Source organism: Nocardia sp. NPDC059154, assembly GCF_042755705.1.
GTDB lineage: Bacteria > Actinomycetota > Actinomycetes > Mycobacteriales > Mycobacteriaceae > Nocardia.
In genome coordinates, this window is record NZ_JBHZCS010000033.1 from 99,447 (window position 1) to 111,544 (window position 12,098).

At 61.9% G+C, this 12,098-nt stretch carries 14 protein-coding genes and 3 pseudogenes; 8 read left to right on the forward strand and 9 right to left on the reverse strand.

Going from position 1 to position 12,098, the window contains the following annotated elements; translation table 11 throughout:
- The first annotated feature begins 74 nt into the window (after positions 1–74).
- From ACFXN1_RS27105 to ACFXN1_RS27120, 4 genes are all read left to right on the forward strand, one after another.
- The gene (locus ACFXN1_RS27105) at positions 75–848 is read left to right on the forward strand and encodes a hypothetical protein (RefSeq protein WP_379444064.1); all 774 of its coding nucleotides are present in this window, start codon (positions 75–77) and stop codon (positions 846–848) included.
- Positions 841–1,452, forward strand: a complete 612-nt coding sequence (locus ACFXN1_RS27110) for a heme-copper oxidase subunit III (RefSeq protein WP_379444065.1) — start codon at positions 841–843, stop codon at positions 1,450–1,452. Before ACFXN1_RS27105 ends, ACFXN1_RS27110 begins: the two co-directional genes overlap by 8 nt.
- 11 nt (positions 1,453–1,463) lie before the next feature.
- The gene (locus tag ACFXN1_RS27115) at positions 1,464–1,748 is read left to right on the forward strand and encodes a cytochrome C oxidase subunit IV family protein (RefSeq protein ID WP_379444067.1); all 285 of its coding nucleotides are present in this window, start codon (positions 1,464–1,466) and stop codon (positions 1,746–1,748) included.
- Between the two features lie 339 nt (positions 1,749–2,087).
- Positions 2,088–2,774: a TetR/AcrR family transcriptional regulator gene (locus ACFXN1_RS27120; protein WP_379444068.1), complete on the forward strand. Its 687-nt coding sequence runs from the start codon at positions 2,088–2,090 to the stop codon at positions 2,772–2,774.
- On the opposite strand, the gene ACFXN1_RS27125 is transcribed toward ACFXN1_RS27120, so the two are convergent.
- Positions 2,771–3,283, reverse strand: a complete 513-nt coding sequence (locus ACFXN1_RS27125; protein WP_379444069.1) for a transposase — start codon at positions 3,281–3,283, stop codon at positions 2,771–2,773. The genes ACFXN1_RS27120 and ACFXN1_RS27125 overlap by 4 nt on opposite strands.
- Positions 3,284–3,483: 200 nt before the next feature.
- Positions 3,484–4,581 carry a hypothetical protein gene (locus tag ACFXN1_RS27130; RefSeq protein ID WP_379444071.1) on the reverse strand — a complete coding sequence of 366 codons (1,098 nt, stop codon included), beginning with the start codon at positions 4,579–4,581 and terminating at the stop codon, positions 3,484–3,486.
- Between the two features lie 185 nt (positions 4,582–4,766).
- Between ACFXN1_RS27130 and ACFXN1_RS27135 the strand changes: the two are divergent.
- Positions 4,767–4,964, forward strand: a pseudogene (locus tag ACFXN1_RS27135) (helix-turn-helix domain-containing protein); the annotation flags it as partial.
- Positions 4,965–5,033: 69 nt separating this feature from the next.
- The gene (locus tag ACFXN1_RS27140) at positions 5,034–5,432 is read left to right on the forward strand and encodes a hypothetical protein (protein ID WP_379444083.1); all 399 of its coding nucleotides are present in this window, start codon (positions 5,034–5,036) and stop codon (positions 5,430–5,432) included.
- A 181-nt stretch (positions 5,433–5,613) separates the two neighbouring features.
- On the opposite strand, the gene ACFXN1_RS27145 is transcribed toward ACFXN1_RS27140, so the two are convergent.
- The 3 genes from ACFXN1_RS27145 to ACFXN1_RS27155 all read right to left on the reverse strand — a co-directional run bounded on the left by ACFXN1_RS27145 (position 5,614) and on the right by ACFXN1_RS27155 (position 8,356).
- Positions 5,614–6,729, reverse strand: a complete 1,116-nt coding sequence (locus tag ACFXN1_RS27145) for a phosphotransferase family protein (protein WP_379444072.1) — start codon at positions 6,727–6,729, stop codon at positions 5,614–5,616.
- A 2-nt stretch (positions 6,730–6,731) separates the two neighbouring features.
- Positions 6,732–7,790: a tyrosine protein kinase gene (locus ACFXN1_RS27150; RefSeq protein WP_379444073.1), complete on the reverse strand. Its 1,059-nt coding sequence runs from the start codon at positions 7,788–7,790 to the stop codon at positions 6,732–6,734.
- A 185-nt stretch (positions 7,791–7,975) separates the two neighbouring features.
- Positions 7,976–8,356 (reverse strand): transposase, encoded by a 381-nt coding sequence (locus ACFXN1_RS27155; protein ID WP_379444075.1) that lies wholly within the window; start codon positions 8,354–8,356, stop codon positions 7,976–7,978.
- Here ACFXN1_RS27155 and ACFXN1_RS27160 point away from each other — a divergent pair.
- Positions 8,299–8,502 (forward strand): annotated as a pseudogene (locus ACFXN1_RS27160) (IS4 family transposase); the annotation flags it as partial. The gene ACFXN1_RS27155 and the pseudogene ACFXN1_RS27160 overlap by 58 nt on opposite strands.
- A gap of 252 nt (positions 8,503–8,754) precedes the next feature.
- Here the strand turns inward: ACFXN1_RS27160 and ACFXN1_RS27165 are convergent.
- The 4 genes and pseudogenes from ACFXN1_RS27165 to ACFXN1_RS27180 form a co-directional block, all read right to left on the reverse strand.
- Positions 8,755–9,027, reverse strand: coding sequence for a cytochrome C oxidase subunit IV family protein (locus ACFXN1_RS27165; RefSeq protein WP_379444076.1), 273 nt, complete (start codon positions 9,025–9,027; stop codon positions 8,755–8,757).
- A 4-nt stretch (positions 9,028–9,031) separates the two neighbouring features.
- Positions 9,032–9,637: a cytochrome c oxidase subunit 3 gene (locus tag ACFXN1_RS27170; RefSeq protein WP_379444078.1), complete on the reverse strand. Its 606-nt coding sequence runs from the start codon at positions 9,635–9,637 to the stop codon at positions 9,032–9,034.
- Positions 9,638–9,743: 106 nt separating this feature from the next.
- Positions 9,744–10,487 carry a hypothetical protein gene (locus ACFXN1_RS27175; protein WP_379444079.1) on the reverse strand — a complete coding sequence of 248 codons (744 nt, stop codon included), beginning with the start codon at positions 10,485–10,487 and terminating at the stop codon, positions 9,744–9,746.
- A gap of 40 nt (positions 10,488–10,527) precedes the next feature.
- Positions 10,528–10,683 (reverse strand): annotated as a pseudogene (locus tag ACFXN1_RS27180) (PEP-utilizing enzyme); the annotation flags it as partial.
- A 611-nt stretch (positions 10,684–11,294) separates the two neighbouring features.
- Between ACFXN1_RS27180 and ACFXN1_RS27185 the strand changes: the two are divergent.
- Positions 11,295–11,975: a TetR/AcrR family transcriptional regulator gene (locus ACFXN1_RS27185; RefSeq protein WP_379444080.1), complete on the forward strand. Its 681-nt coding sequence runs from the start codon at positions 11,295–11,297 to the stop codon at positions 11,973–11,975.
- The last annotated feature ends 123 nt before the right edge of the window (positions 11,976–12,098 follow it).

Here is a 12,098-nt window from a genome sequence, read left to right on the forward strand (position 1 = left end):
CTACTTGGTATAGTGCCACTATACCAAGATATAGTGTCACTATACCACCGCGAACGGTGAGGGAGTAGATGCCCATGGAGTCGCAGCTCGCGAGAATTCGACTGAATTTGTGGTGCGTACGAGTGTCGGGTCGAATCCTGTTCCTCTTGTTCTTCATCGGATGGGTGGTGCTGGCCAGGTTCGTACCTGCTCCTTCTCCGTTGGATTCCGCTGAAGATGTCGCCCGTCGATACGAAGAGAACGTTGACGGAATTCGGCTCGGCGCCACTTTCATGATGGTCAGTTTCTGCTTTTGGGCACCTTGGGGATCCGTCGTCGCTAATTGGACACGACGGAGCGCCGGAGGCGGTCGAGTGCTGGCCGATGTGCAGATTGTGAGCCTGGCAATCTCCGAGATGGTCGGTGTGCTATGCGCTCTGCTATGGGCCTTGGCGGCATTTCGACCGGGACAGATCAACCCGCAGATAACGCAGACACTCAATGACGCCGGATGGCTGATGTTCCTGCTCCCGTGGCCCCCTTTCAGCATGTGGTGCGTCGCGCAGGCCGTTGCTGTGTTCCGGGACAAACGAGAGGGGGATGTTCGCGAGTTTCCCAGGTGGACGGGCTATCTGAGTTTGCTGACCGCATTCCTCTTCATGCCGGCCGGAGCTGCGCTGTTCTTCAAGGACGGCGGTTACGCTTATGACGGGTTGCTCGGAATGTATTTGCCGCTCACAATCTTCTTCGTGTGGGTCGAAGGAATTACCTTGGCCATGACCCGCAAGCTCAAGCAAGACCTCGCCCGATGCGAGCGAGAGAACAACGTCGACGAGAACAGGAGCCAACTGGTGGTGTCTGATGCCTGAGTCCACCGTAGCTTTATCAACCCCGACCCTTCGGTCTCGATATGAACCCGCCAAGAGCGTGCCCGGAGAAGTCGGCATCTGGGTCTTCATCCTCGGGGATATGGCGCTTTTCGGGGCCTTCTTCGGTGTATTCGTATACGACCGCTCCACACGAGTCGCCACCTTCGCCTGGTCACAGGCCGAACTGCACCTGAGCTTCGGGGCAATCAATACCTGCTTGCTTCTGACTGGCTCACTCTTCGTCGTATGGGCGGTTCAGGCGGCAGGACGAGGCGCAAACTTCGTAGCGCGTCGATTCATTGCGCTCGCGATGATATGCGGGTCGATATTCCTTATCGACAAGGTCATCGAATACAGCGAAAAACTCTCGCATGGATTCACGCCGAACACAAATCTGTACTTCACGTATTACTATATGTTTACCGGTATTCATGCGATTCATTTGATCATCGGGCTGATCACACTCGGGCACATCCGGAAGCTTCTTCGCAAACCGGAACTCAGCGCGGTCAATTATCGGACCATCAACGTCGTCGCCTGCTACTGGCACTTGGTCGACCTGCTCTGGGTCGTCTTGTTCGCCCTTCTCTATCTCATGGCTTGAGAGGAAATGACATGAATCAGCTCACCACCTACGGTCGTCAGCGAGCGTCGCTTGTCTGGGCGATACTCATGCTTGCCACGACTCTGTCATGGATGATGGGTTCCCACCACGAAATCCTCGTCGGGAGCGCGCGAGCAGCGACCGTGGGTGTACTGGTTATCGCGTTCTTCAAGGTCTATCTCGTCGGGATGAACTTCATGGAACTGCGGCATGCGCCCCGAGTCCTGGTCTTCTTGTTCAACGGCTGGGTTGTGTCTGTCTGCGCGGTCGTCAACGGCATCTATCTGGTGGCATGACCGCGGGGTCCGCCATACGCGTCATCATGTCCACTCCCCGACGCGCTACTGGCCTTCCTCGATAGCTTCTGATCATGCCGTCTTCGCCGTGGCCGGCCCGTTTGGCCCACCAGTTTCCGGATCGGTACGCGAGTCATTGACCCGCTGTCCGTAACGCCGTCCACGTTGGACCAGGCTGTACCACGAACCAACTCGAACACAGGACACACCTCCCCGACCGGCGTCGGCGCGCCGGACCAATCGAATCTCTGACCGATGATCATCCGGGAATGCACGCGTTCCCGGTCATCTGCATGCCCGCTCGTTGCTCGCCCCTTCCGCGACTGATTGAATGGCGGCATGGTGGCGACCAACGGACACAGACCGCATCGCCGTGGGGACGCGCGCGACGCCATCCTGATGGCGGCCCGCACAGCGTTCGCCGTACACGGGCTCCATGACGCGAGCATCAAGGCGATTGCACTGGACGCCAAGGTCTCGGAGACACTTGTCTACCGGTACTTCGGCTCTAAGTCCGGCCTGTTCGACGAGTCGATCGTGCAGCCCGGACGGGGCTTTGTACAGGCATTTCTCGACGAATGGGAGGCCACCCCAGTACCGCCGTCGACGATTGACATCATCCGCCGCTTCGTCGACATGCTTCTAGGTTTCGCTCGCGAAAACGAGGGCCTCCTACTCGCCTGGGCGATGTCAACCCGTTCGGTCAATGCTGAGTTCGCGGTGGATTCCATGCATGGCCAAGGTGTGCGACGGCTTGCGGCCTTTGCCGCCGCTGAGGCAGACAAGCGTGGGCTCCATCACCCAGACCTCGAGATGGCTGTCGCCTGTTCCATCGGACTGGTGCTGTCCATGGTGCTCCTCGAGGGTCTACTTTTCCCCGAAGGCGACGAGCACCGCGACGCGGACCGTATCGCGAACGAAGTCGTGCGATTCATCCACGGCGGTTTCTTCCACCCATACATGGGCCCGGACACTGCACAGAGCACGCGGATTGACTCGACCGAACAGGTACGCAGCACTAGCTAGCACGACAGTTGTATTTTGTTGCGGTGTAATCGTTTTCGCTGGTATCTGAGGTTTCTGGAGTGGGCTTGATGGCCTCTGTGCCAGTGTGCGGGCGGGTGGAGCACTATCGCCAGGAGACGGCGGATGTCGGCGACTGTGATCGGGGCCCAGCCAGCGTGGGCTTTTGGGTCGGTGACGGCGGGGAAGGCGTGGGCGAGCGTGGTGAGCAGGACACCATCCGGGCCCGCGAGCGCCTCGGCCACGTACGAACGCAACCGATCACGCAGCTCTTCGGCACCCCAGCGGGACCGGTTCAGGAAATGCTGCAACCCACCCGGCTCCACCACACCCGCGGCCTCGGACAACCGCCAGGAGTTCTTCCGCTCCACCGGCGCCAGCAACCCGGTCAGGTAGGCGCGCACCCGCCGCCGAGGCTCCGCCCTATAGAACGCCCCCGCCACCGGGGCAAACACTTCATCGAAACCTGAACGCCATGCCGAAACATCCTCAGCAACAACATCATCCAGCACGAGGAGAAGCTTTCTCGGAATGAACACGGCGGCTGCACAACGAAATACAACTGTTGTGCTAGATGGTGGCCGATCCGCAAGTCCGACACTGCATTGCGTCCGGATCGAGGACCGCATCCCGGGGTGGACACCGGGATGCGGAACCTCCACCTGCGCTACCGTATCGCGGGCGCGGCCGGCCGGATCACGACAACGACGCCTCAGGCTTTGCTTTGCAGGCCGAGCATGAATCCGCGGACGTGCGGCAGGTCCTCGAAAGACGCCACGATACCGGTCGGAGCCTCGACCACCGCTGCCACCGAATTCACGGCTCGCATTCCGGTCCCGATGAGCACGTCGGTCAGTGGGTCCTCCTCGTAGCCGAAAGCTAGGTCGAGCTGCATTTCCGGCACGCCCTTCACGAGGATGCGATAGCCCCCGGTCTGTTTGTCGTTGTGCATCGGGAACATGGGCCAACCCTCGGGGGCGATGTCGCGACGGATCTTCTCGTAGTTCTCCGCGACGATCCGGACCTTGCCGTCGACCAGGCCCTCGAGGCCGTAGTGGATCGCACCGATCGTGTTCGGGGCAATCTCGAGACCGGTCTGCGTAGTGAATCCACCGTCGACGAACTCGGGGCGACGAAAGAATCGGATCTCATCGAGCTCGACGCCGAACGACTCTGCCAGTCCACGCAGCACCGGGCCCCAGTAGAAGTGCACGATCGCCGGGTCGAACTCTTCCGCGTCCTGTTCGATCGTCTTCCCGAATCCCAGCGCAGAGATGACCACAGGGTCGTAGCTGGAACAGTCCAGGTGCTCTGCAGCCGAGATAGCCTCGATACCCTGCGACAGGTTGGTCAGCGCGAAGAGCATCTGGTCGCTCACGACGCCTGGGTGGATCCCGGTGTTGTAGAGGGTGGATTGACCATCCAAGCATGCCTTGTTGAGACGTTCGAGGATCTCCGGCTCCATGCCGGCGGGCCAGACCAGGCGAGTGATCGAGTTGTTCACGACGTTCTTGCCGGAGGAGAGGATGGCGACGAGATCGTCGATGACTTCATCGACTCGACCGACGTCCGTCGCGGAATAGGTGACGCAATCGGCGTCGAGCGCCAAGATCTCCTCGACGCTCTTCGTCGCGATGACGCCGACGGGGGCGCCGCCGAGGATCTCACCAGCGTCCCGACCGGCCTTGCTGTTGCTCGTCACGAACAGACCGACGAGTTCGAGGTCAGGGTGATTGATGATCCCCTGCAGTGCTGGGAGCCCCACGCGGCCGGTGGCCCACTGGATGACGCGGTACTTGCGATCTGTCATGTCTATCTCCATCTAGGTGGCGCCGAGCGCCTGGCAGGATCACATCGATCGGTAGCGAACGCTATCTTATTGACCGCCACAGAACGTCAAAAATCCCGATTAATCCACGTTCGAGACGGAAAGAGAGCCATTTAGGATAGTGAACACTACCCTCGTTTCGAGGCAGGCAGGCTTATGCTTCGCGTATGACACAGTCCGAAGCACCCCCAGCCGAGCCCGGTCGACGGCGGAGCAGCGCCGCCGTCCGGGACTCTCTCCTGGCTTCCGCAGCGGAGGTCTTTGCTCGCAAGGGGTATGCCGGCGCCAGTACGAAAGAGATAGCTGCCGCGGCTCGTACGTCGGAAGCCTCGATCTACCGCCAGTTCGGCTCGAAGTCGGAGCTTTTCGCGGCTGCCGTGGTGGAACCCTTCTTCGTGTTCTTGTCCGAGTACGAGAAGTTCTTCGAACGAAGCATGAACGACGAGGAGGCCACCGACGAGGCGCTGATCCGCGAGAGCGTCGAGCAGCTGTTCCGACACCTGCTACGCAATCAGGAGTCCATGCGCGCACTCATCACAGCGCACGGTGACCCCGATTCCGAGCACGCGGCGCGCGAGGCCACTCGCCGACTGGACGATTTCTTTCAGCGCCTCAACGAGCTTGGACGACAACGCGCCGCGCGCAGTAATGCCGGGTTCGACCCGGCCCGGCTCCACCTGACCCATCGGTTCATGGTCGGGCTGGTCTTCGACGTCACAGCGCTCCATCCATGGTTCGTGCCCTCCGGTTGGAACCGTCCCACCGAGCACGAGCTGATTGAGGAGATCACTGCCTTCGTGTCCTACGGCTTTCTGGGAAGTCCGTCGCACTGACGTGCCGAGCAACGCTCGCAAGATGTGAGCCGCGGCCGACCGAGCTCGTCGTGGCTTGCGGGAGCTGTGCTCCGCGACGCCATCGGGAGGACTCGTTCGTCTGCCTCCCGGAGCGGCACGAAGCCGCGCCGGGAGGCAGCGCGTCACGCCGGCGGTCCGGTCGGTCGTGACCGACAAAATTTCATGCGCCTCGGTTCATCGGGCTCGACTTCTTTTCGCCCGGGCTCGGGAGGCCTGCGAGCTCGGCGAGCAGGTTGGTGGCAGGGTTGGCAAGGAGCATCGGTGAACCTGCCGGGACCACACCGGCATCGATCAGCAACTTGGTGGCGCGCTGGGAGAGGATCGAGAGCCGCACCGCCGCAATAACCTCATAGAACAGGAAATCGGTGACGGTGTGCCCACTCATCTCCTCGTAACGCTTGACGCTCTCCTGCGGGGTGGGCAGACCGTCCGGAAGCGGAACGCCGATGCCGTCGGTGTGGTGACGCAGGAGGAAGGTCCACCATCCGAGATCGAGCTCGCGAGGGCCGACGGTAACCATCTCCCAGTCGAGCACAGCGCCGACCTCGAGTTCCTCGGTGAAGAGGAGGTTGCCGAACCGCGCATCGCCCCAGCTCAGGACTGGCTCACCTGGTGTCGCGGGCCGATGCTGGTCGAGCCAGGCGAGGCCGGCCTCGATGGTGGGATTGGACAGGTCGACGGACGAGACCTCGTAGAAGTCGCGGAGGTCGTCCAGCACGACATCGAGCACCGACCGGCCCGGACCTGACCGGTCGAGGTCGCCGAGGCCCACGGCGCGCCAGTCGACGTTGTGGATGGATGCAAGGGCAGCCAGCCCCCGGTCCGCGATCCGCGCCCGGTTGCTGGGCTCGAGATCCACGACCCATCCCGTCGCGGTGAACGGCGGGTCGTCGGGAGCGGCCTTCCCGTCCACGAACTCCATCACCAGGAAGGGCGCACCGAGAACGGACTCGTCGGACTCGTGGAACAGGATCGCCGGTACAGGCACTCCGGACTTCTCGAGCGCGGAGAGAACACGGAACTCGAGGCCGAGGTTGTGCGAGATGAAGAGCGACGGTCCGGTTGGCGCGACACGGGCGACCAGTCGGTGGTGGACCGTCTCGCCGCCCTCGAGCCACGCAGCGGAGAAGACGACCGTATCGTTCGACATTCCGGTTGACTGTGGGATCACGACGTCTGTGACGGCCACGTCGGATACGGCGGGGCGGTGCTTCTCGATGCTTGCAGCCAGCTTGCCCGCCACCTCGGCGGAATCGGTTCGGTTGATGAGTGCCACGGTCAGGCGTTCCTTTCCAGTCGTGCAAATCGCCCCTTGGCGGACGCGTTCATGAGGCGCTGGTACTTGTCGAACCACGCCTCCTGGCAGGTGGCGTAGCCGACGCGACCGAACTCGTCCTCCCACCGGAAGACGGCGTCGTGGAGGGAGATGTTCGGCCACGCGGGAACCGGCGCCAAGGCGAGTGCGGTTCCCTCGAACCGGAAGTCGCGCCCCAGTTCGTCGCTGGCCTCGATGGTCATCCGGGTCGCGAGATGACTGACCGGATGCCGTTCATGGGTCGTCCGCCGGACTGTTGCCAGGTGGCTGGTGACGCCGTCGGCGTACACCCAGCCGTATACGTGGGTGGGTCGGTCCGCCGGTACGGGGTACGCGGGAAGATACGGCGGGTCGGTGTCGGGGTGCTCCCAACCGATCTGGTTGAACCCGAAGTCCGGTCCGAAGCAGATAGGGCTCCAAGCGATGGGAGGCATATTGACCGAGTCGTGGCGCTCGGTGCGCACCTGGTTCCAGGAGCGGTCCCGCGGCGCGTAGCAGTCGACGGCGTACTCCTGTCCGTGCAACGTCAAGGTGCCGGTGCAGTGCATGAACTGCTCCAGACCCCCGGGCAGACTCGTGGGATCCGCGTTCTCGGCCTCGCCGGGCATCACGTGAGACCGCGCGGCCAGCGGCGACACGGCCGTCTGAAGGAGATCGAACGACGCCCCCGAGCCCTCGTAGCGAAGACGCGCGGTCTTACCCAGCTCCAGGAACTCGATGGACAGGCCGTTCGGGGTGGTAATCGTCGTGCCCTCGACCGTGGGCCACCGCATGGTGTTCTCCCAGTTCAGGTGCTCGACATCGAGGATCTCGACGTTGTCCAGCCCTCGGAAGATGACCACACCGCCCTGGCAGAGCGAGAACGCAGGCTGGTACCGGATGTAGAGAAAGCCGCCCAACGCGGCTTCCGGAACCGAGAACCCGAAGTAGTGCGTGTGGATGGTGTGCGGGTCGATCCGGTCAGCGTTCTCGGGGATGGGGATCCACAGGTCCGCGGCCGGATCCTGGATGGTAAAGCTCATCAGGCAGGCGCTCCAAGCGTAGGGGAATGTTGTGACGGACTGAACTATAGAGCAGAAAGTTGTGATTGACTCAACTATAGAGAAAAGTAATCCACGCCACACCCGGCGGGCGTACATCATGACTAGGGATGCAGCCTGATGGAAGACGGCGCCGTTACAGACGAGCGCGACCAGGTGCGGAGCGTTCACCGCGCGCCAGCGTGCGAATACGCTTTGAGGTCGCCAATAGGCCCGGCTCCCGCGTGGCCGCGGCGGCGGCCGTCGAGATCGGCAACAGTCTGGCGGACCGGGACCTCGAGGACGTACGACAGGCGGCGGGCCTCGCAGAACCCCCGGAAGCGGCCATCACGACCGTATGCAGCGTCGGCGGCCACCCAGCCGGCGGCCGCACCGGCATCCAGAGCACTGGCGATCATCGCCTCGGCCAACCGCGGCTTGGTGAGAACGCCTTGGCTGCAACGGTTTACAGGAATGCCTGCCTCGGCACAGCGATCACCACCACGGCCGAGCTGTGTTCGCCGAGATCGAAACCCGTCAATGCGGCAGCTTGCGGGTGTTGCGCTCACACAGCCCGGCCATGGTGCGTCAAGAGATCTGGGGACTGATGATCACCCACTACGCGATCCGCGAATTGATGTATCACGCCGCGGATTTCGACTCCGTCGACCCGCCACGACTGTCGTTCCTGCGCACCCTGCGCATTGCCCGGTGACACCTCACCGGGCAAGCGGATTTTCCCCTGACCGCCTCGCCACCGCCACCACCACGGCACTGACCGAGATCCTCACCCACGCGAACCCACCCCGCCGACACCGCAGCTACCCACGCGTCTCCACACGCGGCCGACGACACAACTTCCCACGCAAATACCCCCAGCACAACAAACACCAACCACCCACAACCGCCCGAGATCCGGCTACACCGACGCGTAAGTCAACGGCATTGGGGCGACTCAGCCGCGGCATCAGGCGAACAGAAATGTCCCGGCGACTACGAGAAAAACGATGACGCAGTAGGCCTCGAACAGGCCGCGAAGAACGATCGGCGCCTCGCGCAGCTCCATGAAGTAGAGGCCGACGAAACGGATCTTGGTGAAGGCGATGAGGAGAACCGCAACGCTGGCCAGCGCGTGGTGGTCGCCCGACCCCTCGTGGGTTCCGAGTGCCCAGGATCCCGATGTCGCCCCGGCCAATAGGATCCAGACCATCGTCGCCGGGGTCCGGAGAAGTACCGTCATCTCTTCACCTCACCAGATACACAAGCGGGAATATTACGAACCACAACAGGTCGACCATGTGCCAGAAGCATGCTCCACCTTCGAAAAGGGCCCATTGATTTTTGGATAATTCAGGCTTCCCGGCCAGGTACCGAAGGATGCTGAGCACCGCGAGACCGAGGCACAGATGAAACAGATGCAGCCCGGTGAGAATGAAGTACATCATGAAAAAGTTATTACTGACCGGCGTCTCGTGCGCCGCTACCCGCTCGTGGTATTCGAATACTTTGATCGCAATGAACACGAGCCCACAGGCGAAGGCCCCGACTATCAGCCGCTGCGCAAGATCCCGCCGCGCGGTCCGCATCGCCCGAACGGCCATGACGATGAAAAGCGAACTGACCAGAAGAACGAGGGTGTTGATGGCCCCGAGGTCCTTGTTCAAGACGTCCTGTGAACGATCGAACAGGGCCGGCTGCTTGCCTCGATACACCGCATAGACGGTGAAGAACAAGGCGAACATCGACATATCGCCGATAATAATAATCCAGAAACCCGGCTCGGCCGGTATCCGCTTCTCTCCGGGCGGTGACGTCAAACGTGCGGCAAGGGCTTCGGTGGTAATGGACATGGAATTCCTTCTGTTCGGCAACGCGCCCGCCACGGCGGCGTACCGAGTTGCCGCCGCCGTCGCGGTGTCGACCGCGCCGGCGGGGCAACTCGGTGCAACATAGGTCCTACACGGTCGCCGCAACCTCGGCCTCGGATTGCAGGCGGGCGGCCTGCTGATTGATGACCCGCATCGATACAACGATCATCACAACGATCTCACCGAAGAAGACGAACACCGGGAACCAGAACGCACCGATACCGTTGTAGGCGAACGGGCCGCTGTGGAAGAAAGCGATCAACCCCGCCGGGAAGATCAACAATCCACACCACACATTGAAATAGCCAACCCAACGCGGATAGATCGTCGGCACATTGTGGTCCTTGAAGATCGCCCACGCGATGACGAAGAACCATATCGCGAACGGCGGCCAGGTGAACAACCAGTCGAACCACACCCAGTCATTGGCGAACTGAATGATCTGCGGCGCCATATCTGGAGCCCGGAAGGCACACACCGCCCAGGTCATCGGAATCAGCAGGAAGAATACCGAACCACCACCGACCAAACCGATCGAAGCATAGGTCAGGAACGGATAACTACGTTCCATCCTCCGAATGAAGACCGTGACCACCATCCCCCACGTGGCCCAAAAACTCCACACGATAATCTGCAGCAGCGACCCGAGCTGAATCGCCCCCCGGCGGTCGATAAAACGCTGCCGCAAAGCCTCGGCCGATAACGTCGGATCCGGCCCCGGGATGAAATGCATCAGGAATCCTTGCGCAACGATCAACCCAGCGACCAGCGCAACGGCAGACCAGACGAAAGTTTTCGCAACCTTCGTATCCAACTCGACTTGTTTGGTCATCTCTTCCTCCCGTGACTGTTGGACGTGGCGTGGCTCGTGCTCATGATCCCGTCGATTCTGCGCATTCGAGTATTTCAACGATTCCAGTCGTTCCGTCGACTCGCAGGTGATCCCCAGTGCGCAACGTTTGTGTACCGGTCCGGGTGTTGACCACGCATGGAATACCCTTCTCCCGGGCAACAACTGTCGAATGTGCCCACGGGCGCATCCTCGACGAGCTCGACCGACGAACCCTTGTGCTGGAAGCTGAACCCCACCCTGCGGCCACCTGCATTCGGCGACGTCGACGCGTGGTAGCAACCGAACGTTGAGAGATTCTCGGACCAGAAGGCCATGTAGGCGTTGTCTCGCCATGCAGGCGCACCATCTTCGATGCACCCGCTGATGGGTTGCTCGAGGCACCCCAGTCTCCGACTCCTACCGCTTTCGGTACCGACATTGCCTTCCCCTTCCGAACGAGGTGGCGAGCCTGGATGACCGTCCAGGCATCTGCGGCCACTCCTTTGCCACAAGTGAGTGGCGCTAGCTTATATCAAGAGCGCCACTAATGATTGGAAATCTCCAAGAATCATGAAAACCCAGGTCAGAGGTAGTTTTTATTCCCGCTTCACGGGCACCGCCACGCTTCCGCGTGATCTATGGAGGCCCAGACCACATCCCGGCGCCCCACCGGTGAGTGCCACTCGCTTCAGTCGGAAGTAGCGCTATCATGGGCGGGCGAGGCCGTTGGCAGCCCCATCGGCGCGGAGCTACGAGGTGAGTTCGAACCAAGGAGGCACGCATGGGTGTCCGGCATTGTGGGGGTGAGTGGCGCTGACGGCCGAGATCATTGCCAAGCGCGGAAGCGGGCGACGCGCGCCTGACGTGGTCAGAGATCTCGTGCTCCAGGCAGCTGATCGGCTCTTCTCGGAGCAGGGCTACCACGGCACGAAAACCCGTCAAATCGCCGAAGAGGCCGGCGTCGGGGAGTCGGTGCTATTCCGCAACTTCGGGTCGAAGGCCGAGCTCTTCGAGGCGGCGATTCTGACTCCGTTCACCGATTTCGTCGGTGGCTGGGCCAAGGCGTGGGACGTGAGCGCCACCTCGGCCTCGGATCCGACGGAGATCGTGCGGTCCTTCGTGAAAGGTTTCTACAACCTGGTTGTCGAACACCGGGAGCTCTTTCAGACACTGCTAGCCGCCCGCATCCAGGGCGGCGACCCGGCGCTGGCCGATGTCGCGGCCCGGGTGAGCGACAAGCTTGCCGACAGCGTACGAGGTTTGCAGGATGTCCTGCTCGCGCACGGCGCTGCCCGACGGTTCCGCGATGTCGACGCTCCGGTGACTGTCGCGTTCTCCGTCGGGTCGGTGATGTCGCTGGTGCTACTGGACGGCTGGCTCTTCCCGGCCAGTCAACGACGCCCCGGCAAGGCGCGGCAAATCGAGGAAGCTACGCGGATGCTGCTCTACGGCGTGACAGGCGAGGCTCGATCAGCCCTCGACAGCTAGGTTCTGTGTCTAAGCGAGTTGAGGGGTGGGGGAACGGGGGGGGGGTGCACCCCCACCCATCTTGTGGGGCAAAAAACGGCCCCAGAAGGGTACTCTCAGCCTCGACACCAAAAAAACCGAGGT

What these genes read in the sequence shown, in the direction of transcription:
- ACFXN1_RS27105 (WP_379444064.1), top strand. Translation starts at nt 75, where the DNA reads ATGGAGTCGCAGCTCGCGAGAATTCGACTGAATTTGTGGTGCGTACGA.
- ACFXN1_RS27110 (WP_379444065.1), top strand. Translation starts at nt 841, where the DNA reads ATGCCTGAGTCCACCGTAGCTTTATCAACCCCGACCCTTCGGTCTCGA.
- ACFXN1_RS27115 (WP_379444067.1), top strand. Translation starts at nt 1,464, where the DNA reads ATGAATCAGCTCACCACCTACGGTCGTCAGCGAGCGTCGCTTGTCTGG.
- ACFXN1_RS27120 (WP_379444068.1), top strand. Translation starts at nt 2,088, where the DNA reads ATGGTGGCGACCAACGGACACAGACCGCATCGCCGTGGGGACGCGCGC.
- ACFXN1_RS27130 (WP_379444071.1), bottom strand. Translation starts at nt 4,581, where the DNA reads ATGACAGATCGCAAGTACCGCGTCATCCAGTGGGCCACCGGCCGCGTG.
- ACFXN1_RS27140 (WP_379444083.1), top strand. Translation starts at nt 5,034, where the DNA reads ATGAACGACGAGGAGGCCACCGACGAGGCGCTGATCCGCGAGAGCGTC.
- ACFXN1_RS27150 (WP_379444073.1), bottom strand. Translation starts at nt 7,790, where the DNA reads ATGAGCTTTACCATCCAGGATCCGGCCGCGGACCTGTGGATCCCCATC.
- ACFXN1_RS27165 (WP_379444076.1), bottom strand. Translation starts at nt 9,027, where the DNA reads ATGACGGTACTTCTCCGGACCCCGGCGACGATGGTCTGGATCCTATTG.
- ACFXN1_RS27170 (WP_379444078.1), bottom strand. Translation starts at nt 9,637, where the DNA reads ATGTCCATTACCACCGAAGCCCTTGCCGCACGTTTGACGTCACCGCCC.
- ACFXN1_RS27175 (WP_379444079.1), bottom strand. Translation starts at nt 10,487, where the DNA reads ATGACCAAACAAGTCGAGTTGGATACGAAGGTTGCGAAAACTTTCGTC.